The sequence below is a fragment of the Burkholderia sp. AU15512 genome, assembly GCF_002223325.1.
Classification (GTDB): domain Bacteria; phylum Pseudomonadota; class Gammaproteobacteria; order Burkholderiales; family Burkholderiaceae; genus Burkholderia.
Window position 1 is genome coordinate 247,047 of sequence record NZ_NKEX01000006.1, and the last position, 25,570, is coordinate 272,616.

Annotated in this window: 20 protein-coding genes and 1 pseudogene; 13 read left to right on the forward strand and 8 right to left on the reverse strand. The window is 67.1% G+C overall.

The annotated features are described in order from the left end of the window. Positions 1–7 precede the first annotated feature (7 nt). Positions 8–592, forward strand: coding sequence for a dual specificity protein phosphatase family protein (locus CFB43_RS20445; RefSeq protein WP_089496332.1), 585 nt, complete (start codon positions 8–10; stop codon positions 590–592). An 85-nt stretch (positions 593–677) separates the two neighbouring features. Here CFB43_RS20445 and betA read toward each other — a convergent pair whose 3' ends face one another. The 3 genes from betA to betI are packed head-to-tail and all read right to left on the reverse strand — an operon-like array spanning position 678 to position 4,490. Further along, positions 678–2,378, reverse strand: coding sequence for a choline dehydrogenase (gene betA, locus CFB43_RS20450; protein ID WP_089496333.1), 1,701 nt, complete (start codon positions 2,376–2,378; stop codon positions 678–680). A 25-nt stretch (positions 2,379–2,403) separates the two neighbouring features. Then, entirely contained in the window at positions 2,404–3,873 is a 1,470-nt protein-coding gene (gene betB / locus CFB43_RS20455; protein ID WP_089496334.1) for a betaine-aldehyde dehydrogenase, read from the reverse strand. Between the two features lie 32 nt (positions 3,874–3,905). Continuing rightward, the gene (gene betI, locus CFB43_RS20460) at positions 3,906–4,490 is read right to left on the reverse strand and encodes a transcriptional regulator BetI (protein ID WP_089426825.1); all 585 of its coding nucleotides are present in this window, start codon (positions 4,488–4,490) and stop codon (positions 3,906–3,908) included. A gap of 732 nt (positions 4,491–5,222) precedes the next feature. Between betI and CFB43_RS20470 the strand changes: the two genes are divergently transcribed. The 8 genes from CFB43_RS20470 (at position 5,223) to fdhA (ending at position 15,238) form a co-directional block, all read left to right on the forward strand. After that, complete coding sequence (locus tag CFB43_RS20470; RefSeq protein WP_089429040.1) at positions 5,223–6,125, forward strand: alpha/beta fold hydrolase; 903 nt, start codon at positions 5,223–5,225, stop codon at positions 6,123–6,125. Between the two features lie 67 nt (positions 6,126–6,192). Continuing rightward, entirely contained in the window at positions 6,193–6,762 is a 570-nt protein-coding gene (locus CFB43_RS20475; protein ID WP_046549619.1) for a methyltransferase family protein, read from the forward strand. A gap of 17 nt (positions 6,763–6,779) precedes the next feature. Continuing rightward, entirely contained in the window at positions 6,780–8,063 is a 1,284-nt protein-coding gene (locus CFB43_RS20480) for a glycosyltransferase (RefSeq protein ID WP_089496335.1), read from the forward strand. Continuing rightward, on the forward strand, positions 8,060–9,655 hold the full coding sequence (locus CFB43_RS20485; protein ID WP_089496336.1) for a DHA2 family efflux MFS transporter permease subunit: 1,596 nt from the start codon (positions 8,060–8,062) through the stop codon (positions 9,653–9,655). Before CFB43_RS20480 ends, CFB43_RS20485 begins: the two co-directional genes overlap by 4 nt. 10 nt (positions 9,656–9,665) lie before the next feature. After that, the gene (locus CFB43_RS20490; RefSeq protein WP_089496337.1) at positions 9,666–10,604 is read left to right on the forward strand and encodes a glycosyltransferase family 2 protein; all 939 of its coding nucleotides are present in this window, start codon (positions 9,666–9,668) and stop codon (positions 10,602–10,604) included. Positions 10,605–10,612: 8 nt separating this feature from the next. Next, positions 10,613–12,478: an efflux transporter outer membrane subunit gene (locus CFB43_RS20495; protein WP_089496338.1), complete on the forward strand. Its 1,866-nt coding sequence runs from the start codon at positions 10,613–10,615 to the stop codon at positions 12,476–12,478. Beyond that, positions 12,478–13,668, forward strand: a complete 1,191-nt coding sequence (locus tag CFB43_RS20500; RefSeq protein ID WP_089496339.1) for an HlyD family secretion protein — start codon at positions 12,478–12,480, stop codon at positions 13,666–13,668. Before CFB43_RS20495 ends, CFB43_RS20500 begins: the two co-directional genes overlap by 1 nt. Positions 13,669–14,041: 373 nt before the next feature. After that, positions 14,042–15,238: a formaldehyde dehydrogenase, glutathione-independent gene (gene fdhA, locus CFB43_RS20510; protein ID WP_027789739.1), complete on the forward strand. Its 1,197-nt coding sequence runs from the start codon at positions 14,042–14,044 to the stop codon at positions 15,236–15,238. A 152-nt stretch (positions 15,239–15,390) separates the two neighbouring features. Here fdhA and CFB43_RS20515 read toward each other — a convergent pair whose 3' ends face one another. From CFB43_RS20515 to CFB43_RS20530, 4 genes and pseudogenes are all read right to left on the reverse strand, one after another. Then, positions 15,391–16,413 (reverse strand): class I fructose-bisphosphate aldolase, encoded by a 1,023-nt coding sequence (locus CFB43_RS20515; RefSeq protein ID WP_089496341.1) that lies wholly within the window; start codon positions 16,411–16,413, stop codon positions 15,391–15,393. A 184-nt stretch (positions 16,414–16,597) separates the two neighbouring features. Further along, positions 16,598–16,708: pseudogene (locus CFB43_RS37845) on the reverse strand (EamA/RhaT family transporter); the annotation flags it as partial. A gap of 177 nt (positions 16,709–16,885) precedes the next feature. Beyond that, positions 16,886–17,644 carry a hypothetical protein gene (locus CFB43_RS20525; RefSeq protein ID WP_089496343.1) on the reverse strand — a complete coding sequence of 253 codons (759 nt, stop codon included), beginning with the start codon at positions 17,642–17,644 and terminating at the stop codon, positions 16,886–16,888. Between the two features lie 262 nt (positions 17,645–17,906). After that, positions 17,907–19,328 carry an aminotransferase-like domain-containing protein gene (locus tag CFB43_RS20530; RefSeq protein WP_089496344.1) on the reverse strand — a complete coding sequence of 474 codons (1,422 nt, stop codon included), beginning with the start codon at positions 19,326–19,328 and terminating at the stop codon, positions 17,907–17,909. Positions 19,329–19,601: 273 nt separating this feature from the next. On the opposite strand from CFB43_RS20530, the gene CFB43_RS20535 reads away from it, so the two are divergent. Then, positions 19,602–21,014, forward strand: coding sequence for a galactose-binding domain-containing protein (locus tag CFB43_RS20535; protein ID WP_089496345.1), 1,413 nt, complete (start codon positions 19,602–19,604; stop codon positions 21,012–21,014). A gap of 58 nt (positions 21,015–21,072) precedes the next feature. Here CFB43_RS20535 and CFB43_RS20540 read toward each other — a convergent pair whose 3' ends face one another. Beyond that, on the reverse strand, positions 21,073–22,098 hold the full coding sequence (locus tag CFB43_RS20540; RefSeq protein ID WP_089426837.1) for a GlxA family transcriptional regulator: 1,026 nt from the start codon (positions 22,096–22,098) through the stop codon (positions 21,073–21,075). A gap of 447 nt (positions 22,099–22,545) precedes the next feature. Here CFB43_RS20540 and CFB43_RS20545 point away from each other — a divergent pair, with 447 nt between their 5' ends. The 3 genes from CFB43_RS20545 to CFB43_RS20555 all read left to right on the forward strand — a co-directional run bounded on the left by CFB43_RS20545 (position 22,546) and on the right by CFB43_RS20555 (position 25,497). Continuing rightward, positions 22,546–23,820, forward strand: a complete 1,275-nt coding sequence (locus tag CFB43_RS20545) for a serine hydroxymethyltransferase (RefSeq protein ID WP_089496346.1) — start codon at positions 22,546–22,548, stop codon at positions 23,818–23,820. A gap of 31 nt (positions 23,821–23,851) precedes the next feature. Next, positions 23,852–24,823: a dipeptidase gene (locus CFB43_RS20550; protein WP_042588480.1), complete on the forward strand. Its 972-nt coding sequence runs from the start codon at positions 23,852–23,854 to the stop codon at positions 24,821–24,823. Between the two features lie 140 nt (positions 24,824–24,963). Then, entirely contained in the window at positions 24,964–25,497 is a 534-nt protein-coding gene (locus CFB43_RS20555; protein WP_006488993.1) for a DUF5943 domain-containing protein, read from the forward strand. Positions 25,498–25,570: the final 73 nt, after the last annotated feature.

Sequence of the window (25,570 nt, forward strand, 5' to 3'; positions counted from 1 at the left end):
ACCCGACATGAAAATCGCCATCATTGCCGCGATCGCCGTCGCGTATTCCGGGCTCGCGCAGTCGGCCCACGCGGACCCGGCCTCCGAGGTGTCCGCCCGGCCGATCAAATGGGCGCAGAGCGTGACCGATGCGCATGTGAACAACCTGCACCGCATCACGCCGACGCTGTACCGTAGCGCCCAGCTGTCGCGCTCGGACGTGCCGGAGCTGCAGAAGCTCGGCATCCGCAAGGTCATCAGCTTCCGTTCGTTTCACGCGGACGACACCATCCTGGCCGGTACGCAGATCCGGATGCAGCGCATCCGGATCAACACGTGGGACATCCGCGACGAGGACATGGTGACCGCGCTGAAGGCGCTGCGCACGGCCGACCAGGACGGCCCGGTGCTGATCCACTGCCAGCACGGCGCCGATCGTACCGGCCTCGTGTCGGCGTTGTACCGGATGGTGTATCAGGGCTGGACGCGCGAGCAGGCGCTCGATGAACTGCAGCACGGCGGCTACGGGTTCCATCCGATCTGGCAGAACATCACGAACTACTTGAAAAACGTCGACGTCGAGCGCTTGAAGCGGGAAGTGAACAGCGGCTGACGATCCCATGCAAAACGCCGCCGACAATGGCTGTCGGCGGCGTTTTGAAAAGTACGTCGATGCGCGGGCAATACGCCCGCCGTCGTCAGACCGTCTCCGGCTGCCGCACGGCCTTCGCGATATTGCGGGCCATTGCCCCATTCGCGACGAAGTAAGGCACGTCCACGCGCGCAAGCGGCTTGCGCCCGCGAATCTTGTCCGCGATCTTCTCGGCGATCATGATCGTCGGCGCATTGAGGTTGCCGGTCGTGATGATCGGCATGATCGACGCATCGACGACACGCAGCGCCTCCAACCCGTGCACGCGGCCTTCTTCATCGACCACGGCCATCTCGTCGTAACCCATCTTGCACGAGCACGACGGATGGAACGCGGTCTCCGCGCGGGCGCGCACGAACGCGTCGAGTTCCTTGTCGGACTTGCAGTCGGCGCCCGGATTCAGCTCGCGGCCGCGATATCGATCAAGTGCCGGCTGCCGCATGATCTCGCGCGTCGCACGGATCGCATCGCGGAACTCGCGCCAGTCGAGCGCTTCGGCCATGTAGTTGAACAGGATGCTCGGATGGTCGTTCGGATCGCGCGAGCGCAGCTTCACGCGGCCGCGGCTCGGCGAGCGCATCGAGCCGACGTGCGCCTGGAAGCCGTGCATCTCGATCGCGTTCGAGCCGTTGTAGTTGATCGCAACAGGCAGGAAGTGATACTGGATGTTCGGCCACGGATCGTCGTCGCGCGTGCGGATGAAACCGCCCGCCTCGAAGTGGTTGCTCGCGCCGAGGCCGGTGCCGTTCAGCATCCATTCGAGGCCGATCTTCGGCTGGTTCCACCACTTGAGCGCCGGGTACAGCGAGACCGGCTCCTTGCACTCGTACTGGATGTACATCTCCAGGTGATCCTGCAGGTTCTGGCCGACGCCGGGCAGGTCGAGCACGACGGGAATGTCGAGTGCCTTCAGCCACGCACCGGGGCCGACGCCCGAGCGCTGCAGCAGTTGCGGCGACGCGATCGCGCCGCTGCACACGAGCACTTCGCGGCGCGCATGCGCGGTCGCGCGTTCGCTGCCGCGCAGGTACGTGACGCCCGACGCGCGCTTGCCGTCGAACAGGATGCGATCGGCGAGCGCGTGCGTGACGATCTCGAGGTTCGATCGCACCTTGGCCTGGTCGAGGTAGCCGCGCGCGGTGCTGGCGCGGCGGCCCTTCGGCGTGACGGTGCGGTCCATCGGGCCGAAGCCTTCCTGCTGATAGCCGTTCAGATCATCCGTGCGCGGATAGCCGGCCTGCACGCCTGCATCGACCATCGCCTCGAACAGCGGGTTCACGCCCGGCTTGCTGGTCGTGACCGACACGGGGCCGCTGCCGCCGTGATAGTCGTTCGGGCCGACGTCGCGCGTCTCGGCTTTCTTGAAGTACGGCAGGCAGTCGAGATACGTCCAGTTCTCGAGGCCCTTGTGCGTCGACCAGTTGTCGTAGTCGAGCGCGTTGCCGCGGATGTAGCACATGCCGTTGATCAGCGACGAGCCGCCGAGCCCCTTGCCGCGGCCGCATTCCATCCGGCGGTTGTCCATGTGCGGCTCGGGGTCGGTTTCGTAGGCCCAGTTGTAGCGGCGGCCCTGCAGCGGGTAGGCGAGGGCGGCCGGCATCTGCGTGCGGAAGTCGAAGCGGTAGTCGGGGCCACCCGCTTCGAGCAGCAGCACCGTCACGTCCGGATCTTCCGTCAGGCGCGTTGCGAGCACGTTGCCCGCGGAACCTGCGCCGCAGATGATGTAGTCGTATTCGCGTGTCGTCATGACGGTCAGTCTCCTTTCGTGATCCTTAAAACACCGGGTTGTAGCGGCCGAGCTCGACCTGCACCGACTTGATTCGAGTGTAGTGCTCGAGCGTCGTGATGCCGTTCTCGCGTCCGACACCGGATTGCTTGTATCCGCCAACCGGCATCTCGGCCGGCGATTCGCCCCACGTGTTGATCCAGCAGATGCCGGCTTCGAGGCGATGGATCGTGCGGTGCGCGCGCGACAGGTTCTCGGTCACGACGCCGGCCGCGAGGCCGTAGTGCGTGTCGTTCGCGCGGGCGATCACTTCGTCCTCCGATTCGAAATCGAGGATGCTCATCACCGGCCCGAAGATTTCCTCGCGGACGATCTTCATGTCGTCGCGGCAATCGCCGAACACGGTCGGCGCGACGTACTGGCCGCTGCCGAAGTGGCCGTCGGTCAGGCGCGTGCCGCCCGCGAGCAGCTTCGCGCCTTCTGCCTTGCCGCTTTCGATGAAGCCGAGCACCTTGTCGAGCTGCGCGGCCGACACGAGCGGGCCGAAGTTGGTATCGGCATCGGTCGGCTTGCCGACGCGGATGCGCTTCACGCGTTCGAGCACACGCTGCGTGAATGCATCCTTGATCGAGCGGTGCACGAACACGCGCGTGCCGTTCGTGCAGACCTGGCCCGAGCTGAAGAAGTTGGCGGTCACCGCGATGTCGGCGGCTCGGTCGAGGTCCGCATCGTCGAACACGATCAGCGGCGACTTGCCGCCGAGCTCCATCGTCACTTCCTTCAGCGACGATGCGCCGGCCAGCGACATCACCTTCTTGCCGGTTTCGACGCCGCCGGTGAACGACACCTTCGCGATGTCCGGGTGGCCGGTCAGCAGCGCGCCGACCGAGCCGTCACCCTGCACGACGTTGAACACACCGGCCGGCACGCCGGCTTCCGTATAGATTTCCGCGAGCTTCAGCGCGGTGAGCGGCGTGACTTCGCTCGGCTTGAACACCATCGCGTTGCCGGCCGCGAGCGCGGGGGCCGTCTTCCAGCATGCGATCTGGATCGGGTAGTTCCACGCGCCGATGCCCGCGCACACGCCGAGCGGCTCGCGGCGCGTGTAGACGAACGACTCGGCGCGCAGCGGCACCTGCAGCCCTTCGATCGCGGTCGCGAGGCCCGCGTAGTACTCGATCACGTCCGCGCCGGTGACGATGTCGACCGCGAGCGTCTCGCCGATCGGCTTGCCCGTGTCGCGCGTTTCCAGCGCCGCGAGTGCGTCGTTGCGCTCGCGCAGCAGGTCGACCGCGCGGCGCAGGATGCGCGAGCGCTGCATCGCGGTCAGCGCGGCCCATTCACGCTGGCCTTCCCGTGCGGACGCCACCGCGCGATCGACGTCGGCCGCGCTGGCCTGCTGCACCTGCGCGAGCAGTTCGCCGGTGGCGGGATCGAAGGTGTCGAAAGTCTTGCCGCTCGTGGCGTCGACGTAACCGCCGCCGATGTAGAGGCGCTGCAAACCGAATACGGACATGAGGATCTCCTTGAGGGCGACTGCGTCGCGCGTCAGTCGGACGCGAGCAGCAGGTCGATGTAATCGTGGGCGAGCTTCAATGCAGCCCGGGTGTCGATCGGGCCGCCGGCGAGTGCGCCGCGCAGCCACAGGCCGTCGATCAGCGCGGCGAGGCCGCTGGCGGCTTCGCGCGCTTGCGTGCGCGGCAACGCCTTCGCGAATTCGGCGCACAGGTTCGAGTGGAGGCGCCGCGTGTTGACGTGCTGCAGGCGCTTGAGCATCGGGTCGTGCATGCTCTGCGACCAGAACGCGAGCCAGGTCTTCATCACGGGCGCGCTGACCTGCGTGACGTCGAAGTTCGCGGCGACGATCGCGCGCAGCCGGGCGCGCGGATCCTTGCGTGCCGCCACGCGGCGGCGCGTGGTGGCCGACCACAGGTCGCGCAGCACGTGCCGCATCGTCGCTTCGAGCAGGCCGTCCTTGTCGCCGAAGTAGTGGCTGACGATGCCCGTCGAGATGTTCGCGCGTTGCGCGACCGATGCGAGCGTCGTGCCGGGCAGGCCCGCCTCGTCGATCGAGCGCAGCGTGGCGTCGATCAACTGTGCGCGGCGAATCTCCCGCATTCCGACTTTCGGCATCGCGACTCCTTTCGCCCGGACGGGCCGTCCATGGAAGTCGAGAGCTTAGCGGTTTTTTATTGATCGTTCAATCAACAAAAAATCGGGGTCTGACGGCGACGGCGGGTACCGGGCAGGTGAGCGGCACGTGAATGGGACCTCCGATCGCGCGTTGTGCAGGTGCAGAAAAATAATTGAAAGATGTTTAAGAAAGATGGAGTTTGTTTAAAACGCTTTCTGAGGCGAGCACTCAATCCGGTTAATCGTTGCAGGTGTCGAATCGATTACGGAATGAAAGAGTAATGAGCTGTGTGATATTTGTTTAAGCGCGGAAGTCGATGCGCGAAACGGCGTCACGATTCATTCATGAAAATCCGTTTGAAATAGCCGAATGAAACGACATAACATATTGATTATAAATGGAAGTGTGTCAACTAAGCGGGGATCGACAGCCATTCCGCAAACGATTGCGACCGCCCTCGACCGAATTCCGCTTACCATAAAAAATGCGGGAATAATTTGAATCTGCCGTATTTCCTAACTGAGTAGAGGGTATCGTTGGAATGACTTGAGTCAGTAATATTGTCTGTATTAGTATGGCGCCGCACTACGAGGAATGAATCGATGCCGCCGGTATTGCCGCGGTGCATTGGCCAATCGCGCGATTCGGATCGCGCGTGACACACCGGCGCAGTCATTGCGCACCTGCAGCATGCCGCGACGTCGAGACGCCGCATCCACCGGAGAACGACGATGCTGACCGAAAAACACGTGGTCCCATTGCCGAATGGTCTGAAGGTCTACGTCGAACGGAACGTGTTCGACCCGGCGTTCGACACGGCAATGCTCGTCAACGGCGCGCTCGCGACGACCGCGTCGTTCGGGCAGACCGTCCAGTATCTCGGCGAGCGGATGAACACGATCTGCTTCGACCTGCCGTATGCGGGGCAGTCGCGCCAGCACAACCCGGGCTGCTTCATCCTGACGAAGGACGACGAAGCCGCGATCCTGCAGCACCTGGTCGAGCGCTTCGCGCCGGCGTACCTCGTGTCGGTGTCGTGGGGCGGCGTCGCGTCGCTGTTCGCGCTCGCACGCGGCTGCCCGAGCGTGCGGCGCGCGGCGATCTGCTCGTTCTCGCCGTTCCTGAACGACGCGATGGTCGACTACGTGACGCGCGCCCGCGACCACATCGCGGCCGGCGAGAACCTGAAGGCCGCGCAGCTGCTGAACGACACCGTCGGCCGCTACCTGCCGCGCATCATGAAGCTGTACAACTACCGGTATCTCACGCGCCTGCCGCGCGACGAGCAAGACCAGGTCGCATTCCACGTCGACCAGATCCTGTCGCTGCAGCCGGAGCGCTACCTCAGCGAGTTCTCGAACATCGGCTGCGAGCTGCTGTTCCTGAACGGCGAGCGCGACGAGTACACGACGCCCGCCGACGTGCGCCAGCTCGGCGCGCACGTGCCGCGCGCACGGTTCGCGACGGTGCCGGACGCCGGTCACTTCCTCGACATCGAAGGCCGCGCGCAGCGCGAATACACGCGCTCGGCGTTGCTCGACTTTTTCTGCGGCGGGTCGCAGCTCGCCGCGGGCATGGCGCTCGCCGCCGCGCAGTCGTGCGTGCCTGCTCCGATGCACGCGCTGTCGTCGTGACGCCGCACGCCGTGCGTCCGATACGCGCGGCGCTCCCGAATTCCCATCCCAACGAGGCAGGCCCGCCGTGAATATCGTTCAGACCATCGCCATCGTCGTTCCGTGGGCCGTGTGGCTCGCCTACTGGATCGCCACTTCGCAAGGCGTGAAGACGACCGTGCGCAAGGAAGCGTCGCGCTCGCGCACGTTGCAGTCGATTCCGCTGATCGTCGGCGGCGCGCTGATCATCCTGCCCGATCCGTCGTGGCAGGCGCTCGTGCCGGACTGGCAGCGCTTCGGCCTGCAGGCGCAGTGCGGGCTCGCGGTGCTGGTGGCCGGCCTGCTGTTCTCGGTGTGGGCGCGGCTGCACCTCGGCACGAACTGGAGCGTGTCGGTCACGCTGAAGGAAGACCATGAGCTCGTCCGCACGGGGCCGTATGGGCTCGTGCGTCACCCGATCTATACGGGCTGCCTGATCGCACTCGTCGGCGCCGCGCTGATCGGCGGCGAATGGCGCGGCGCGATCGGCGTGCTGCTCGTGTTCGCGTCGCTCGCGTACAAGGTGCGCGTCGAGGAAAGCTGGCTGACCGGGTATTTCGGGCCGGCGTACACGCAGTACCGTCGCGAAGTCGCGGCGCTGATTCCCGGCTTCTACTGAACCCCGCGAGGCGCGCGATGGCGAAGATGATCGTGACCGCGATCGGCTCGGCGGGCGACGTGCATCCGCTGCTCGGTGTCGCACGCACGCTCGCGGCGCGCGGTCACGACGTCGTGTTCTGCACGCATGCGCCGTTCGAGGCGGTCGTGCGCCATTGCGGGTTCGCCTTCGTGCCGATCGGCACCGCGGCCGACTACGAGGCCGCGATGGCGAACCCCGCGCTGTGGGATTCGCGCACGTCGTTTCGCACGCTGTGGGCGGTGATCGCGCCGACGCTGCGCCCGCATTACGACGCGCTGCGCGCGCTGACCGACGACGATACGGTGCTCGTCGGCACGCTATGGGCGTTCTCCGCGCGCTTCATGCAGGAGCTGCACGGCACGCCGTACGTGTCGGTGCAGGTGTCGCCGTCGACGCTGCTGTCCGCGCATGCGCCGCCGACGCACCCGCGCCTGACGATTCCCGCGCGCTGGCCGCTGCCCGTGAAGGCGGCGCTGATGACGCTGATCGAGCGGCAGGTGCTCGATCGCGCATGCGGCCCCGCGCTCAACGCGGTGCGCCGCGCGCTCGGGCTCGCGCCGGCGCGGCGTGTGCTGGGCCGCTGGCTGCATTCGACCGATGGCGTGCTGTGCCTGTTTCCCGGCTGGTTCGCGCCGCCGCAGCCGGACTGGCCGTCGAATCATCTGCAAAGCGGCTTCCCGTTGTTCAACGATATTGCGACGCCTGAAGACGATGTGGCACTCGATGCGTATCTCGCGGCCGGTGAACCCCCGGTCGTGTTCACGGCCGGTTCGACACGCGTCGATCACGCGGCATACGCGCGCGCGGTGGCGGACGCGCTGCGCGCGACCGGCGCGCGCGGGATCCTGCTGACGCCGCACGATGCGGCGCCGGACAGTGACCGCTTGCTCGTGCGCCGCTTCGTGCCGATGCGCACGCTGCTGCCACGCTGCCGCGCGCTCGTGCATCACGGCGGGATCGGCACGGCGGCGCTCGCGTGCGAAGCCGGCATCGTGCAAGTCGTCACGCCGTTCGCACACGATCAGTTCGACAACGCGCAACGCGTCGTCGCGAACGGCTGCGGCGTGCGGGTCGACGGCCCGCTCGACGGCGCGCGGCTCGGCGCGGCGCTTGCGCGCGTGCTCGACGAACCTGCGTTCGCGGTGCATGCGGCGCGTACGCGTGCGCTGCTCGCGGCCGCGCCGGACGGCTGCAACGCGGCCGCCGATTTCATCGAACGGTTCGTGCCGAAGCGCGGGCGGGCGCGCGCGCGGGCCGATGTCGCGGTGGCCGGCGCATGAGCACCGCGTCGCCGCTTCACGACGGGCCGGTCGCGCCGTCCGCGTTCGACGCGCTGGCGCCTGTGCCGGCCGCGCGGCCGGTGCGCGGCATCCGGCTCGCGCTGCTGACGTTCGCGCTGTCGCTCGCGACTTTCATCGAGGTGCTCGACTCGACCGTGACGAACGTCGCGGTGCCGGCGATCTCCGGCAGTCTCGGCGTATCGAACAGCCAGGGCACGTGGGTGATCAGCTCGTATTCGGTCGCGGCCGCGATCGCGGTGCCGCTGACGGGCTGGCTCGCGCGCCGCGTCGGCGAGTTGCGGCTGTTCGTCGGCGCGATCCTGCTGTTCACGCTGACGTCGCTGCTGTGCGGGCTCGCGCGCGACCTGCACGTGCTGGTGATCTGCCGCGCGCTGCAGGGGCTGTTTTCCGGGCCGATGGTGCCGCTGTCGCAGACGATCCTGCTGCGCACATTTCCGCCGGACAAGCGCACGATCGCGCTCGCGCTGTGGGCGATGACGGTGCTGCTCGCGCCGATCTTCGGGCCGGTGGTCGGCGGCTGGATCGTCGACAACTTCTCGTGGCCGTGGATCTTCCTCATCAATTTGCCGATCGGGCTGTTCTCGTTCGCGGTCTGCACCGCGATGCTGCGCCCTGACGCGCAACGCGGCGAGGCCGGCCCGATCGACGTGCCGGGCATCGTGCTGCTCGTGATCGGCGTCGGCTCGCTGCAGGCGATGCTCGATCTCGGCCACGATCGCGGCTGGTTCGGCTCGCCGCTGATCGTCACGCTCGCGGTGGTCGCGGCGCTGTCGATCGTGTCGCTGCTGATCTGGGAGGCGGGCGAAGCGCATCCCGTCGTCGATCTCAGCCTGTTCCGCGATCGCACGTTCTCGTTCTGTGTGCTGATCATCTCGCTCGGGATGATGAGCTTCTCGGTGGTCGGCGTCGTGTTTCCGCTGTGGATGCAGGCCGTGATGGGCTACAACGCGTTTCACGCGGGGCTCGCCACGGCGTCGCTCGGCGTGCTCGCGCTGGTGTTCTCGATCCTCGTCGGGCTGCACGCGCATCGCTTCGACGCGCGCGTGCTCGCGACCTTCGGCTTCCTCGTGTTCGCGGCCGTGCTCGCGTGGGATGCGCATTTCACGCTGAAGATGACGTTCGCGCAGATCGCCGCGCCGGGGCTGATCCAGGGGATCGGGCTGCCGTGCTTCTTCATTCCGCTGACCGCCGCGACGCTGTCGCGCATTCCGGACGACCGGCTCGCGGCCGCGTCGAGCCTGTCGAACTTCCTGCGCACGCTGTCCGCCGCGTTCGGCACCGCGATGAGCGTGACGCTGTGGGACAACCGCGCGACCTATCACTACGACGTCGTGTCGCAATCCGTCACGCACGCGTCGGCGAACACGCAGCGCTTTGTGCATACGCTGAACGCGATGGGCGTGGACGGCGTGCGCGAGCTGTCGACGCTGCACCAGGTCGTGATGCAGCAGGCCTACATGATGGCGACCAACGATATGTTCTGGATGGCGAGCATGACGTGTCTCGCCCTCGCGGCAATGATGTGGCTGACGCGGCCGAAACGCGGCGCGGCGGCGTCGTTCGGGCATTGAGGAGAGGAACATGACGACACTCGGCGCACTCGTGATCCTGTATCACCCGAGCGATGCACAGCTCGACGCGCTCGGCGCATGGCGGCACGCGTGCGACGCGCTGCTCGTCGTCGACAACACGCCGCAGCCCGATGCGCGGGCCCGCGAGCTGTGCGCGCGCGAGGGCATCGCGCTGCTGCATCACGGCAATCGCGGCGGCATCGCGGGCGCGTACAACGCGGGGCTCGCGGCGTTGTTTCGCGATCGGATCGACGCCGTCGCGCTGTTCGACCAGGATTCGTCGGTGCCGGCCGCGTATTTCCCCGCGATGCGCGAAGTCTGCGCGGGGCTTGGCAGGCGAGCGTTCCTGGCCGGCCCGCGCATTTTCGACGAAAACGCGCGCAGCTTCCTGCCCGAACTGTCGACCAACGGGATCGGGCTGCGCCGCCTGCGCATCGAGCCGGGCGCGTCGTTGCAGCGCTGCGCGTTCCTGATTTCGTCGGGCTGCGTCGTGTCGCGCGACGCGTTCGACGTGCTCGGCCGCTTCGACGAGACGCTGTTCATCGATCACGTCGATACCGAATACAGTTTCCGCGCGTTGTCGCGCAACGTGCCGCTCTATGTCGTGCCGTCGCTGGTGCTGCCGCACCGGATCGGCGCGAAGCAGCGTCATGCGCTCGGCCCTTTTGAAATGACGTCGATGAATCACTCGTGGCAACGGCGCTATTACAGCGCGCGCAATGCGGTGCAGCTCGGGATGCAGTACGGGTTGCGCTTTCCGGTGGCGATCGTGCCGAACCTGTTGACGATATGGCAGGTCGTGCAGATCGCGCTCGTCGAACGCGACAAGCGCGCGAAGCTCGCCGGCATCCTGTTCGGTGTCGCGGATGGCCTGTTCGGCCGGCTCGGCCCGCTCGAACGCACGCGGCCGCGTCTGGCCGAGCGTGTGCAACGCGTGCAGCAGGGATGAGGGGCGCGATGCGGCGTGTGAATGAAGCGGCGAAGGTGGCGCGTGGCGTGAAGGGCGGCTCGATGATGATCGCCGCCGCGGCCGTGTCGCTGGCGTTGAGCGGATGCGTGCCGTCAGGCTTCCTGCCGTCGCTGTCGTTGCGCGCGCCGGCCGACGATGCGCTCGTGCACACGGCCGGCCCCGGCGTGAACGGCGCGTGGCCCGCGCCCGACTGGGTGAAGCAGTTGAATGATCCGCAGCTCGACGCGCTGGTCGCCGAGGCTTCGCAAAACAATCCCGACCTGCAGGTCGCGCAGGCGCGGCTGCGGATCGCGCAGGCGCAGCTTCAGCAGTTCGATTCGTTGACGGGGCTGACGGGCACGGCCGGCGCGACGGTCAGCCGCGCGCGGATGCCGAAGCCGGGCGACGACGTCGCCAACGTGTCGGTCAGCGGCTATCGCGTGCCGGTCGAGATCTTCGGCGATCCGAACACCTCGCCGTCGTCGGTGTTCGTCGGGCTGACCTACCAGCTCGATCTGTGGGGCAAGAACCGCGCCGCGACGAAGAGCCTGATGTCGCTGCGCGAAGCGGCACGGGTCGAGGCCGAGCAGGTGCGGCTCACGCTGGCGGTCGCGATCGTCACCGTGTACTGCCAGCTCGACCAGGCGTATGCGACGCAGGACCTGCTGCAGCAGAAACTGAAGGTCAGCCAGCGCGTGACGACGGTGCTGCGCGAGCGCACCGCGCGCGGGCTCGACAACGCGTACGACGCGAGCGACGCGTCGATCAAGCGCAGCAAGCTGCTCGCGCAGATCGCGATGAACGACGAGCAGATCAAGCTCGCGCAGCTGCAGCTCGGCGTGCTGTCCGGTCGCGGCCCGGAGCGCGGGCTCGCACTGCAGCGGCCGCGCGTCGGCACATTCGCGGGCGGCGCGCTGCCCGCGCGGCTGCCGGCCGATCTCCTGGGGCGCCGGCCCGACATCGTCGCCGCGCGCTTGCGTGTCGAAGCCGCGTTCGCGAACGCCGATTCGACGCGCGCCCAGTTCTATCCGGACGTGAACCTCGTCGCGCTCGGCGGCGTGTTCGCGCTCACGCCCGCGTCGCTGTTCTCGCGCGATGCGCTCGCCGGTTCCATCGGCCCGGCGATCTCGCTGCCGATCTTCGATCGCGGCCGGCTGAAGGCGAAGCTCGGCGCGGATGTCGCGCAGGCCGACGTCGCGATCGGGCTGTACAACAAGACCGTCGACGACGCGCTCGGACAGGTCGCGCAGTTCGTCACGTCGCTGCAGACGTCGCAGACGCTCGTCGCGCAGCAGCAGGACGCGGTCGCGGCCGCGCAGAAGATCGTTGAGATCGCAACCGACCGGCACCGGCGCGGCGTGCTGATGCAGAAGGACGTGGACGTCGCGGATCTCACGCTGATCGACGAGCGCGCGCAGATGATCGCGTTGCTCGGCCGGCAGCGGTCGCTGCGCATCGGGCTCATCGGCGCGCTGGGCGGCGGGTTCGATGCAGGCGCGACGGTTGCGCAGGCGCCGGCCGCGCATCGGGCGCGTAGCGGGGCGGCGAAGCGAGGCGCTTCGACTACCGCGCCCGCCGCGCCCGCCGCGCCCGCCGTGACCGCTGCGACCGCATCGACCGCGACCCGACCGGTGGTGGCACCGTCGGCCGATGTGCGTGCGGCGAGCGTGGCTGTGCCGCCGGTCGTCGCTGCAACGAATGCGGGGCCCGCGCGACGCGACGACGCGGCACGCACGCCAGCCGTCGCCGCGACGCCTCGCGTTCCCCCCGTTCTCGCGCACACGGCAGCGGCGAATCCGGCGCCGGGCCCGTCGGTCATGCCGCCGATTCCCTTGTTCCAGCACGATCGTCTGATCGTTACGCAAAGCGACTGATGCACCACGACAACCTCCATACCGCCGCACCGCCGGCCGCACTGAACGACCCGGCACTCGACGCGCGCCGCGCGACGCGCCGCAAGCGCTTCATCGCGTTCTTCGCGGTCGTGCTGGTGGCCGCGCTCGCATGGATCGCGTACTGGCTGCTGAGCGATCGCTATTACGAAGACACCGACGATGCGTACGTCGCCGGCAGCATCGTCCAGGTCGCCGCGCAGATCCCCGGATCGGTGACCGACGTCGTGGTGGCCGATACGCAGGCCGTGCGCGCCGGCCAGACCCTCGTGAAGCTCGACGACACCGAGGCGTCCGTCGCGTTCGCGCAGGCGAAGGCACAGCTCGCACAGGCGGTGCGGCAGGTCGCGAACGCGAAGATCTCGAACACGATGTACGTCGAGGCCGTGAATGCGCGGCGCGCCGACCTGGCGCTCGCGCAGCGCGCGTTCGCCGCGCGCTCGGGTGCGTCGGTCGAGATCGTCGCGCCCGAGGAACTCGCGCGTGCGCGCGCGGCGGTTGCCGGTGCGCAGGCGAATCTCGCGGCCGCGCAGGCGCAGCTCGATGCGGCACGTGCGCTCGGCACCAAGTTGCCTGTCGACGAAAACCCGGCGGTCGTGCAGGCGGCCGCGCAGTTCAAGCTCGCGTACCGGAACCTGAAGCGCACGACGATCGTCGCGCCGGTCGACGGCACGATCGGGCAGCGTTCGGTGCAGGTCGGCCAGCAGGTCGGGCCCGGCGTGCCGCTGATGTCGATCGTGCAGCTCAACCAGCTGTGGATCGAGGCGAATTTCAAGGAAGGGCAGATTCGCCACATGCGCATCGGGCAGCCGGTCGAGGTCGTGTCGGACCTGTACGGCTCGCGCGTGACCTATCGTGGCCGCGTGCAGGGCTTCTCGGCGGGCACGGGCAGCGCGTTCTCGATGCTGCCGTCGCAGAATGCGGCCGGCAACTGGATCAAGGTCGTGCAGCGCGTGCCGGTCGTGATCGCGCTCGATGCGCGCGATCTGGCCGCGCATCCGCTGCGCGTGGGATTATCGATGCGCGCGACGGTCGACACGCACGATCGCAACGGCCACGCGCTCGACAGCGAGCCGCCGACGCCGGCCGTCAGCACGCGCGTGCACGACGGCGTCGCGAGCGACGCGGAAAGCGCCGCCGCCGCGATCATCCGCGAAAATCAGGGCGGGTAACGCCAGCTCGAGAGTGGGGCGGCCGGTCGCTGCTAACGGCCCGCCGCCCGGCGCGTTGCGGCGCGCGCCAGCGCATCCAGCACCCGAGCCCCCCCAGCGCCTCAAGCACCTCCAGCAGCTCAAGGACCTCCGGCACCTCAAGCACCTCAAGCACCATCACCATCCAGCGCGTCCCCCCCGCGCGCCAAACCCTCCCGTCGTTTCCCGCCCGACTTTCGCATTTCCGCCATCGATGTCGGCGCCGTTCAAACGCGTGTCGCGTTTGAGACATCGGCGCCCCTGCCTCCGGGACTACTCTCGAACAGCACGTTGCGCGTGCGCCGCATGAGCCGGCGCGCCGCGGCGCCATCCAACGAGACATGGAGACAATACGATGAGCAGCAATCGAGGTGTCGTCTATCTTGGACCGGGCCAGGTCGAAGTCCAGAAAATCGATTATCCGAAGATGGTCGACCCGAGCGGCCGCGCGATCGGCCACGGCGTGATCCTGAAAGTGGTGAGCACGAACATCTGCGGTTCCGACCAGCACATGGTGCGCGGCCGCACGACCGCGCCGGTCGGCCTCGTGCTCGGTCACGAGATCACGGGCGAGGTGGTCGAGATCGGCCGCGACGTCGAGACGCTGAAACTCGGCGATCTCGTGTCGGTGCCGTTCAACGTGGCTTGCGGCCGCTGTGCGATGTGCAAGGACACGCATACGGGCGTGTGCCTGAACGTGAACCCGTCGCGTGCCGGCGGCGCCTACGGCTACGTCGACATGGGCGGCTGGATCGGCGGCCAGGCCGAGTACGTGCTCGTGCCGTATGCCGATTTCAACCTGCTGAAATTCCCCGATCGCGATCAGGCGATGGCGAAGATCCGCGATCTGACCTGCCTGTCCGACATTCTGCCCACCGGTTATCACGGTGCGGTGAGCGCGGGCGTTAAGCCGGGTTCGACGGTCTACATCGCGGGCGCGGGCCCGGTCGGGATGGCGGCGGCCGCCTCGGCGCGCCTGCTCGGCGCGGCCGTGACGATCGTCGGCGACATGAACGCGGAACGCCTCGCGCACGCGAAGGCGATGGGCTTCGAGACGGTCGACCTGTCGAAGGACGCCTCGCTCGGCGAGCAGATCGAGCAGATCCTCGGCGTGCCCGAGATCGACTGCGCGGTCGACTGCGTCGGCTTCGAGGCGCACGGCCACGGTTCGTCGGGCCATGCGGAGGAAGCGCCCGCGACGGTGCTGAACTCGCTGATGGAAATTACGCGTCCGGCCGGCGCGATCGGCATCCCGGGCCTGTACGTGACGGACGATCCGGGCGCGAAGGACAAGGCTGCGCAGCACGGCAGCCTGAGCATCCGCTTCGGCCTCGGTTGGGCGAAGTCGCACTCGTTCTTCACGGGGCAGACGCCGGTGCTGAAGTACAACCGCAACCTGATGCAGGCGATCCTGTTCGACCGGCTGCCGATCGCGAAGATCGTCAACGTCGAAGTGATTTCGCTCGACCAGGCGCCGGAGGGCTACAAGAAGTTCGACGGCGGCGCGCCGCGTAAATTCGTCATCGACCCGCACGGGTTGCTGGCGGCGTAACGCGACAGAACACCGCGCGGCAATCGAAGGGGCCGGGGCGTGCAAGCGCCCCGGCCCTTTGTACGTTCGGGCCTCGCGCGCTCAGTGCCCGCTCAGTGCTCGCGATAGCGCCGGGCGAGACGCTCACGCGTGAACGATCGACCGGGTGCCGTTCACGCGGTGCGCTCCATCGCGGCGTCGTACTGACCGCGGCAGGCCGCACTGTTCAGGCGTGCACGCAGCAGCAGCGCCTCCTGCGCGGCGCGTACGTTGGCCGCCTGTCCCTTCCAAGCGGCCAGCGGCGGCTCCTGCAGCGCGCGTCCATAGGAAAAGCTCAGCACCCACGGCCGCCCGTCAACGCGATTCATCGCGTCGAGATGCGCGGTCGCCTCCTCGGGCGTCTGTCCGCCGGACAGGAAGAAGATGCCGGGCACTTCGGCCGGCACGATGCTGCGCAACAGGCGCACCGTCGCCTCCGCGACTTCGCCGGGCGCCGGCTGTTCGGCATGCGTGCTGCCCGCGACGACCATGCTCGGTTTGAGCAACATGTGCGCCAGCGCGACCCGGTGCCGGTGCAGCGCGTTGAACACGGCGTGCAGCACGGCGTCGGTCACTTGCGCGCAGCGGCCGATCGAATGATCGCCGTCCATCAGTACTTCCGGCTCGACGATCGGCACGACGCCGGCCTCCTGGCAGATCGCCGCATAGCGCGCCAGCGCTTCGGCGTTGGCTTCGATCGCCGCATGGCCCGGCAGCGTGGCGGACACGTTGTACACCGCGCGCCATTTCGCGAACCGCGCGCCTTGCCGCTGGTAGCCGTCGAGGCGCGCCGCAAGCCCGTCGAGCCCTTGCGTGATTTCGTCGCCGGGCGCGAGCGCGAGCGGAATCTTGCCTGCGTCGACCTTGATGCCCGGCACGATCTGCTGGCGAGCGGCGAGTTCGGGCAACGGCGTGCCATCGTCCGCGCATTGCCCGAGCGTCTCTTCATACAGGATCACGCCGCTGACGAATTCGCCGAGGCCCGGCGTCGACAGCAACAGGGTGCGCCATGCGCGGCGGTTCGCTTCGGTCGATTCGACCGCGATCGTCTTGAAGCGCTTCGCGATGGTCGGCCCGCTTTCGTCGGCCGCCAGCAAGCCTTTGCCATCCTGAACGAGCGCCTGGATCGTCGCCTGGAGTGTGCTCTCGGTGCTCATGGAATTCCTCCGCTGAAACCGCCACGCGGCCGGGGCGACCGCCCGCTGTTCACTTCGTCGCGGTCGTCGCGCCGCCTTCCGATTTCATTCTTTGTCGCGCACCGGCCAGAACGCAAGGCGCGTGCTCGGGCGCATCGTTCGTGCCCGGGGGCGCGTGCGTGATGGGCTGGCGTTCGACGCGTGTGACGCGCAGCGCGATCAGCGGGACGACGCCGAATTCCGGTGCGCCCCTGCGCATGAACAGGAAGGACGCGCCCCAGATGGCGGCAAGGGTCACGAGTTGCAGTGCATTCATCGACGGCTCCATTCGGCGGATCAGGCGGCCGGCCGGAACGCAACACGCGAGATGCGCCGGCGTGGGCGACTGATCCATTGAACGTCACGCGTGAGTCGCGACGCAAACGAGGTTTTGTGAGGGATGCTTTAGAAAAATGAATCGACGAACGCGCATGCGCGCACTACGCCTGCGCGCTCAGTGGCCGCGATAGAGCTGCGCGATTTGCTGCGTATTGCTGACGGCGCGTCGCGCACGTGCGGTGTGCGTGCTCACGCGGTGGAGGGTATGCGGGCGATGCGCGGCACCGTGATTGCCTTTCCAGCCGGCCAGGCGAACCGTGGCGGTGGGGTGCGACCGGTCGGGTGCGCGCATGGCCGGCGCCGCTCGCGCGACTGCCGTCCGTGCCGCGGGTGCGCGGGCGGCCTCCACGCCCGGGCTGCCCGGTCGGGCGACCGCCGCCGGTGTTCCGTCAGTCGAATGAAACGGATAGACGGGTGCGGGCAAGACCGGCAGCACGGGGTCGTTCGATGCGTACGGGGCGGAATCGCTCGCCATCGCGCGCGAATCATTCGAACCGCGACAGGCCGGATCGGCCTTGCATGTCCGGTCGACCACCACATAGCCGCCGACCAGCAGCACGAGTGTCAGGATGCTCAGGATCGGTGCGGTCGATGCGCGAGGTTGCTGGAGCGCCGCGTTGCGAAGCGCGCGCGCGATGCGCGATGTCCACGTGTGAGCGGCGTGCGGAGCAGGTGTGGCATCCGGTGCGCGGGAGATCGAATCGAACGGCCAGTTCCGCCGTCCGCAGTCGGGGCAGTGCTCGAGCGCACGGAAGGCCACGAAGCCGCATGCCCTGCAGCGGAAGCTGGCGGTGCGCCGCGCTTGCGCTCGCGCGTTCAGGATCGCGCGCCAGTCGTCGCGTGCGCGAATTGTACGGTTGAGGAGGACTCGCATCGCTGGAAGCGGGTGGGCGCCGTCAACGACGCGAACGCGCGCCGGTCGTCATGATCCGTTCCGGCACGGCAGCCGATCGGCCCGTGCCGGAATGCAGTGGAGCGTACCTCGTCGACTGTCGTTCGCATGCGGTGTTCATGGATTCTCCGTGACATCGGGTGCGCGGAACGCGTTCGTCCGTGATGGCCTACCGCTTCATTTTTGGTCGCTGGCGCGTGAAACGCAAGGCACAAACAGGCTGTCGTGAGGCGTCGGTTCCGCGCTAACCATCCCGCCGCTGCCGGGCCGCGAGCGTCCCGATGGTCTCCATCGCGTGCTCGACCGCTGGCGTCCACGGCCGGCCGTAGTTGAGCCGAAGAAAGCGGCGAAATCCGCCGGTCGCGGAGAAGATCGGCCCCGGCGCGATGCTGACGCCGCTTTCCATCGCATCGCCGAACAGGTGCATCGCATCCATGCGCGGCGGCAGTTCGATCCAGAGGAAATACCCGCCGCGCGGCGCGAACACTTCGGTGCCGGCCGGAAAATACGCGCGCACCGCCGCCAGCATCTGTGCCTGGTGCGCGGCGAGATTGCGGCGCAGCTTGCGCAGGAAGCGGTCGTACGCGCCGTCGCGCAGGTAGCTCGAAATCGCCATCTGAGCAGGCACGTCGGCCGCCGGCGCGCTGGCGCCCTTTGCCTGACGAATTTGCCGCACGTAGCGTCCGGCCGCGACCCAGCCGATCCGGAACCCGGGCGCGAGGCATTTCGAGAACGAGCCGCAATGCAGGACGAGACCGCTGTCGTCGTACAGCTTGGCGGGGCGCGTGGGCGCCGTGCCGAAATGCAGCTCGCCGTAGACGTCGTCCTCGATCAGCGGCACGTTGCGTGCCGCGAGCAGGTCGATCAGTGCGCGCTTGCGCTCGTCGGTCAGCGTCGCGCCGGTCGGGTTGTGGAACGACGTCATGAACCAGCACGCGCGCACCGGATGCGTGTCGAGCGCTTTCGCGAGCGCGTCGAGATCGAGGCCGGTGCGCGGGTCGACCGGAATCTCGACGGCCTTCAGGTGCAGGCGCTGCACGGCCTCCAGGACCGCATGAAACGCCGGTCGCTCGATCGCGACGATATCGCCGGGGCGTGTCAGCGCCTGCAGGCTGAGCGTCAGCGCTTCGAGCGCGCCGGTCGTGATGACGATCTCGTCCATCGGCAACGCCGCGCCCGCATTCAGGTAGCGCAGCGCGATCTGGCGGCGCAGCCCGTCGTGGCCGGGCGGCGCGCCGGACAGCAGGGCCGTGCGATCCATGTTGCGGGCCGCCGACGCCATCGCGCGCCACAGGCTGCTCATCGGGAACAGCGAATAGCTGGCGAAGGCCGAGCCGAGCGGGACGATGTCCTCGCATCTGAGCGAGTCGAGCAGCCGGAACAACGTATCGCCGTTGCCCGCGGGCGGGGCAGCCGGCTTGCGCGGCGGTTCATGGCCGAACCGCACGTGCCTGTCTTCGAGGTTCGCAACGAAATAACCGGACCGTGCACGCGCGACGATCAGACCCTCGCCTTCGAGCGCGTAGTACGCGCGAAACACGGTGGATGGGCTCACGCCATAGGCGCGGCACGCGGCGCGCACGGTGGGGATGCGCGTACCGGGGGCCAGATCTCCACGCCGGATCGACTCGGAAATCGTCCGTGCGAGCTTCGCATAACGCTTCATGCCTGCCTCAAGTCGAGCAGCTTTGTGCCGAAAAAAGAGTAGCACGGCGCGCGCTGCGCCACAGGTCGTTATCCGTGATCCGCTCGTTTTTCACGCGTACTGATCCTGTTTTTCGGCGCGATGCGCTGTCATGCTTTCGCCCCTCGAGCAATCCTTGTTCCCGACATTGACCGATACGGAATTCACGCTGTCCGCCGGCTGATCCGTGCCCCGTGCGCCTGGGCGTGCGAGGTCTAGTCAGCGGTGTCATGACCCTAACCGGAAACCTACAGCGTGAAATTGAACACTCTCGTCGCGGGCCTCGTGGCCGGCGTTGCCCTCAACCTCCTCGGCGGCCCCGCGCAGGCCGCCTGCATCAGCAATCCCCCGACGCAATCCAACGCGACGTTCCCCGCCGCACTGACCGGCAAGCTCGTCTATCACAGCTACGTCAAGTACGGTGACGGCACGAGCCAGCTGTTCCTGTACGACTTCTCGGCCCATACGCTGACGCAACTGAGCAAGAGCGCGTGGGGCATTACCGATCCGATGAACGGCGTGTTCAGCCCCGACGGCAAGTGGCTCGCGTTCATGGGCATCAGCAACGGCGCATGGAACGTGTTCATGCTCCAGCTCGGCGCCGGCACGCCGCCCGTCAACCTGACCAACAGCACGGGCGCCACGCGTAACGAGGATCCGAAATTCAGCACGGACGGCAAGACGCTCGTGTTCAAGCAGAACGGCGACGTCAAGCAGGCGACGCTGTCGTACACGAGCGCGGGCCCGGTGTTCACGTCGGTCGTGAGCCTGACGAACGCACCCTCCGGCGCCGAATACTCGATGCCGTTCCTCGCACCCGACGCGAGCGCCGTGTACTACGCGACCGGCACGGGCGCGAACATGGGGCTGATGAAGCGCACGCTCGCGACCGGCGCGACTGCGGTGTTCGACGCCCCGGCCGGGCTGCAGACGTACTACCCGATCGTGCGTGGGGACGGCATGGTGTTCTACGCGCGCTGGAAAGACAGCGGCCAGGCCGACCAGATCTATACGAAGACGGCGGACCCGGCGTCGACGCCGAACGCGTTGCCGATCAACGACTGCGTGAGCAACAACTCGGATCCGGCGCCGGTGAGCGGCACCAACTACGTGTTCTTCTCGTCGACGACGGCGGGCGGCTACCAGCTCTACGTCGGTGACGTGACGACCGGCCAGCGCTGGAGCCTGTCGCCGTTCGGCGTGAACGCCGACACGACCAAGGCCAAGCTCGGGTCGAGCTACTACGGCGGCCCGGCCGCCGCGCAGCCGACGCTGCTGTCGCAGGGGCGTCCGGCTGCCGCATCGGCGAGCTACAACGCATCGCTCACGGCCGACAAGGCGTTCGACGGCAACACCACGAGCACGCGCTGGGATTCGCCGGAAGGCGCGGGCGTCGATCCGCAATGGATCTCCGTGGATCTCGGTGCGACGAAGACGATCAGCAGTATCGATCTCTACTGGGATGCGGGCGCGCTCGTGTACCAGATCCAGACGTCGAACGACAACGCGAACTGGACGACGATCTACTCGACGAACAACGGCGTGTCGTACGGCCACGTGACGCTGCCGAACCTGAACGGGCATGGCCGCTACGTGCGGATGCTCGGCACGAAGCGCGCGACGCCGTGGGGGTATTCGCTCGACGAAATGCAGGTGTGGGGATCGTAAGCGGAAAGAAAAAAGCGACCTTCGAGGTCGCTTTTTTTTTCGTCAAGCGCGGCGCGGATCACGCATGCAGCACGTGCACCGGAAACGCGGGGCTGGCGCTCGCCGCACCCTGCGCAAGCGGCGCGACCTGCTTGCGGCGCTCGCGGGTCGGCGCGACGCCGAACGCGTCGCGATAGCTCTTGCTGAAATGGCACGCCGACTGGAAGCCGCACGCCATCGTGATGTGCATGATCGACATGTCGGTCTGCAGCAGCAGTTCGCGTGCGCGGCGCAGCCGCAGCGTCAGGTAGTAGTGGGTCGGCGTCATGCCGAGATGTTCGCGGAACAGGCGCTGCAGTTGCCGCTGCGACATGTTCGCGAGCCGCGCGAGCTCCTCGCGTGACAGCGGCTCCTCGATGTTGTTCTCCATCAGCGAGATCACCTCGAACAGCGACTTGTTCGCGGAGCCGAGGCGCGCGACGAGCGGCATGCGTTGCTGCGCGCTCGTGTCGCGCACGTGTTCGACGATGAACTGCTCGGCGATCTGCGTGACGCGCGCGGTGCCCACGCGCGCGGCGATCAGGTTCAGCATCATGTCGAGCGGCGCGACGCCGCCCGTGCACGTGATGCGGTCGCGGTCGATCACGAACAGTTCCTTCAGGAAGCGCGTGTCCGGAAACTCTTCCTTCAGCGCCGACATGTTCTCCCAGTGGATCGCACACGCGTAGCCCGCGAGCAGCCCCGACTTCGCGAGTGCATAGGTGCCCGTGCACAGGCTGCCGAGCGGGATGCCCGCGCGCGCGAAGCGGCGCAGCGTCGACAGATGGGCGGGCGTGGTCGCGCGCTGCACGTCGACGCCGCCGCACACGAATACGATGTCGGGCTGCCCCACGCATTCGGCCGGGCCGGTGTCGACCGTCAGGCCGTTGCTCGCGGTGACCGGGCCGCCGTCCGGGCTGATGACCGACCAGCGGTAGAGCGGCTGGCCGCTCAGGTAGTTCGCCATCCGAAGCACCTCGATCGCATTGGTGAACGCGATCATCGTGAAGTTCGGTAACGGCATGAACGCGAAGTGGGACAGCGACGCTGTGCGGTCGGGCGACATGGGGAGCGTTCCTAGAATCTCTAATAGCTTTACGCCCGGGGGCACCGATCGGGCTGCGATATTGTGTGAGCCAGCGCAACAAGCGTGCCATACGGCTAAACCCTAGATCCATACGTTGTCTGGCTGAAAGCGGCATGCTGCACTGCACCGTATCCGTGACGTATTGCACCCCGACCGGGCGGCAGTCGCACCGCCGGCGTGCCTGTTCATAGGTGAACCGGCTCGACCACTTTTGTTGGCCATCCGAAAAAGCACGACCGGTCACTTGTATAAAACGGACGCGGATGGCGGAAAAGGCAAAGAACGCGTCTAAATTCATCAATCCGCCGAAAATCCGAACGACAAGAATAGAGCCGTCGGCAGCCTTGTACGGGACGAGCGGGAAACCCAGGCAGGGCGGGCCTTGAGCTTCGGTTTCAGCCCCTTATTCTTCGTCACGGACGCACTATGTCGAACACCCAGCCTTTCTTCTCGCAGTCCCTCGCCGAGCGCGACGCGCCGGTGCGCAGCGCCATCCTGAAGGAACTCGAGCGTCAGCAGTCGCAGGTCGAGCTGATCGCGTCGGAAAACATCGTGTCGCGCGCCGTGCTCGAGGCGCAGGGCTCGGTGCTGACCAACAAGTACGCGGAAGGCTATCCCGGCAAGCGCTATTACGGCGGCTGCGAATTCGCGGATGAAGTCGAGGCGCTGGCAATCGAGCGCGTCAAGCAGATCTTCAATGCCGGCTATGCGAACGTGCAGCCGCACTCGGGCGCGCAGGCGAACGGCTCGGTGATGCTCGCGCTGGCCAAGCCGGGCGACACGGTGCTCGGCATGTCGCTCGACGCCGGCGGCCACCTGACGCACGGCGCGAAGCCGGCGCTGTCGGGCAAGTGGTTCAACGCCGTGCAGTACGGCGTGAACCGCGACACGATGCGGATCGACTACGACCAGGTCGAGGGGCTCGCGCACGAGCACAAGCCGAACCTGATCATCGCCGGCTTCTCGGCCTACCCGCGTGCGCTCGACTTCGCGCGCTTCCGTGCGATCGCCGACAGCGTCGGCGCGAAACTGATGGTCGACATGGCGCACATCGCCGGCGTGATCGCCGCGGGCCGCCACGCGAACCCGGTCGAGCATGCGCACGTCGTCACGTCGACCACCCACAAGACGCTGCGCGGCCCGCGCGGCGGCTTCGTGCTGACCAACGACGAGGAGATCGCGAAGAAGATCAACTCGGCCGTGTTCCCCGGCCTGCAGGGCGGCCCGCTGATGCACGTGATCGCCGGCAAGGCCGTCGCGTTCGGCGAAGTGCTGCACGCGGACTTCAAGACCTACATCGACAACGTGCTCGCGAACGCGCAGGCGCTCGGCGAAGTGCTGAAGGCGGGCGGCGTCGATCTCGTCACGGGCGGCACCGACAACCACCTGCTGCTGGTCGACCTGCGTCCGAAGGGCCTGAAGGGCGCGCCGGTCGAGCAGGCGCTGGAGCGCGCGGGCATCACCTGCAACAAGAACGGCATTCCGTTCGACACCGAGAAGCCGACCGTCACGTCGGGCATCCGCCTCGGCACGCCGGCCGGCACGACGCGCGGCTTCGGCGTCGCGGAGTTCCGCGAGGTGGGCCGCCTGATCCTGGAAGTGTTCGATGCGCTGCGCGCGAACCCGGAGGGCGACCACGCGACCGAACAGCGTGTGCGCCGCGAGATCTTCGCGTTGTGCGAACGCTTCCCGATCTATTGATCCCACCGACCCGACAATACTGGAGCAACACATGAGCACGCTGCATCAAGACAGCATCATCATCGACGGGCTGAACATCTCGAAGTTCGAGAAGCCGGTGTTCGAAGACATGCGCAAGGGTGGCATCACGGCCGCCAACTGCACGGTGTCGGTGTGGGAGAACTTCACCAAGACCGTCGACAATATCGGCGTGATGAAGAAGAAGATCCGCGACAACAGCGAGCTGCTGACGCTGGTGCGCACGACGGAAGACATCTTCCGCGCGAAGAAGGAAGACAAGACCGGCGTGATCCTCGGTTTCCAGAACGCGCATGCGTTCGAGGACAACATCGGCTACATCGAAGCGTTCGCCGACATGGGCGTGCGCGTCGTGCAGCTCTGCTACAACACGCAGAACCTGGTCGGCACCGGCTGCTATGAACGTGACGGCGGGCTGTCGGACTTCGGCCGCGAAGTGATCACCGAGATGAACCGCGTCGGCATCATGGTCGACCTGTCGCACGTGGGCGGCAATACGTCGTCGGAAGCGATCGCGTTCTCGAAGAAGCCGGTGTGCTACTCGCACTGCCTGCCGTCGGGCCTGAAGGAACATCCGCGCAACAAGAGCGACGAGCAGCTGAAGGAGATCGCCGATGCGGGCGGCTTCGTCGGCGTGACGATGTTCGCGCCGTTCCTCAAGCGCGGGATCGAAGCGAACATCGACGACTACATCGAGGCGATCGACTACGTCGTGAACCTGATCGGCGAGGATGCGGTCGGCATCGGCACGGACTTCACGCAGGATTACGCGAAGGAATTCTTCGACATGCTGACGCATGACAAGGGCCGCTATCGCCAGCTGACGAACTTCGGCAAGGTGATCAACCCGGACGGCATCCGCACGATCGGCGAATTCCCGAACCTGACGGCGGCGATGGAACGCCACGGCTGGAAGGAGTCGCGTATCCGCAAGATCATGGGCGAGAACTGGGTGCGCGTGTTCAAGGACGTGTGGGGCGCGTAAGCGCCGCGAACGCCGAACCCCCTTCAGCGATTCAACATTAAAAGAAATCGGGACGTGCCCGTGCAAGCCGCACGGGCGCGCGGACGATGTCGCGCCGGTGCACTGAGCCGCGCGGCCACTTTCCTCACGGAGTCACCACGATGCAACCGCAACTGCCGATCAACGTCGATCCCGATACCGGCGTCTGGACCACCGACGCGCTGCCGATGCTGTACGTGCCGCGCCACTTCTTCACGAACAACCACGTCGCCGTCGAGGAAGCGCTCGGCGTCGAAGCGTATGCCGAGATCCTCTACAAGGCCGGCTACAAGTCCGCCTACCACTGGTGCGACAAGGAAGCGAAGCTGCACGGCCTGACCGGCATGGCCGTGTTCGAGCACTACCTGAAGCGCCTGTCGCAGCGCGGCTGGGGCCTGTTCTCGATCATCGAGGCCGACCCGGCCAGCGCGCGCGCGAAGATCGAGCTGCGCCACTCGTCGTTCGTACTCCAGCAGCCAGGCAAGGAAGGCAAGCTCTGCTACATGTTCGCGGGCTGGTTCGCCGGCGCGATGGACTGGGTCAACGACACGACGCCGGAAGGCAAGGGCGCGCCGCGTGCGCAATCGAAGGAAGTGCAGTGCGCGGCCGAGCATCACGACCACTGCGTCTTCGAAGTGTCGCCGATCGCGCACTGAAGCCCTGACGCACGGATTCACCGAAACACGACAACACCCGCAACACGAGACATTCGAACGCCAGAGGTCGCCA

What these genes read in the sequence shown, in the direction of transcription:
- CFB43_RS20445 (WP_089496332.1), top strand. Translation starts at nt 8, where the DNA reads ATGAAAATCGCCATCATTGCCGCGATCGCCGTCGCGTATTCCGGGCTC.
- betA (WP_089496333.1), bottom strand. Translation starts at nt 2,378, where the DNA reads ATGACGACACGCGAATACGACTACATCATCTGCGGCGCAGGTTCCGCG.
- betB (WP_089496334.1), bottom strand. Translation starts at nt 3,873, where the DNA reads ATGTCCGTATTCGGTTTGCAGCGCCTCTACATCGGCGGCGGTTACGTC.
- betI (WP_089426825.1), bottom strand. Translation starts at nt 4,490, where the DNA reads ATGCCGAAAGTCGGAATGCGGGAGATTCGCCGCGCACAGTTGATCGAC.
- CFB43_RS20470 (WP_089429040.1), top strand. Translation starts at nt 5,223, where the DNA reads ATGCTGACCGAAAAACACGTGGTCCCATTGCCGAATGGTCTGAAGGTC.
- CFB43_RS20480 (WP_089496335.1), top strand. Translation starts at nt 6,780, where the DNA reads ATGGCGAAGATGATCGTGACCGCGATCGGCTCGGCGGGCGACGTGCAT.
- CFB43_RS20485 (WP_089496336.1), top strand. Translation starts at nt 8,060, where the DNA reads ATGAGCACCGCGTCGCCGCTTCACGACGGGCCGGTCGCGCCGTCCGCG.
- CFB43_RS20490 (WP_089496337.1), top strand. Translation starts at nt 9,666, where the DNA reads ATGACGACACTCGGCGCACTCGTGATCCTGTATCACCCGAGCGATGCA.
- CFB43_RS20495 (WP_089496338.1), top strand. Translation starts at nt 10,613, where the DNA reads ATGCGGCGTGTGAATGAAGCGGCGAAGGTGGCGCGTGGCGTGAAGGGC.
- CFB43_RS20500 (WP_089496339.1), top strand. Translation starts at nt 12,478, where the DNA reads ATGCACCACGACAACCTCCATACCGCCGCACCGCCGGCCGCACTGAAC.
- fdhA (WP_027789739.1), top strand. Translation starts at nt 14,042, where the DNA reads ATGAGCAGCAATCGAGGTGTCGTCTATCTTGGACCGGGCCAGGTCGAA.
- CFB43_RS20515 (WP_089496341.1), bottom strand. Translation starts at nt 16,413, where the DNA reads ATGAGCACCGAGAGCACACTCCAGGCGACGATCCAGGCGCTCGTTCAG.
- CFB43_RS20525 (WP_089496343.1), bottom strand. Translation starts at nt 17,644, where the DNA reads ATGCGAGTCCTCCTCAACCGTACAATTCGCGCACGCGACGACTGGCGC.
- CFB43_RS20530 (WP_089496344.1), bottom strand. Translation starts at nt 19,328, where the DNA reads ATGAAGCGTTATGCGAAGCTCGCACGGACGATTTCCGAGTCGATCCGG.
- CFB43_RS20540 (WP_089426837.1), bottom strand. Translation starts at nt 22,098, where the DNA reads ATGTCGCCCGACCGCACAGCGTCGCTGTCCCACTTCGCGTTCATGCCG.
- CFB43_RS20545 (WP_089496346.1), top strand. Translation starts at nt 22,546, where the DNA reads ATGTCGAACACCCAGCCTTTCTTCTCGCAGTCCCTCGCCGAGCGCGAC.
- CFB43_RS20550 (WP_042588480.1), top strand. Translation starts at nt 23,852, where the DNA reads ATGAGCACGCTGCATCAAGACAGCATCATCATCGACGGGCTGAACATC.
- CFB43_RS20555 (WP_006488993.1), top strand. Translation starts at nt 24,964, where the DNA reads ATGCAACCGCAACTGCCGATCAACGTCGATCCCGATACCGGCGTCTGG.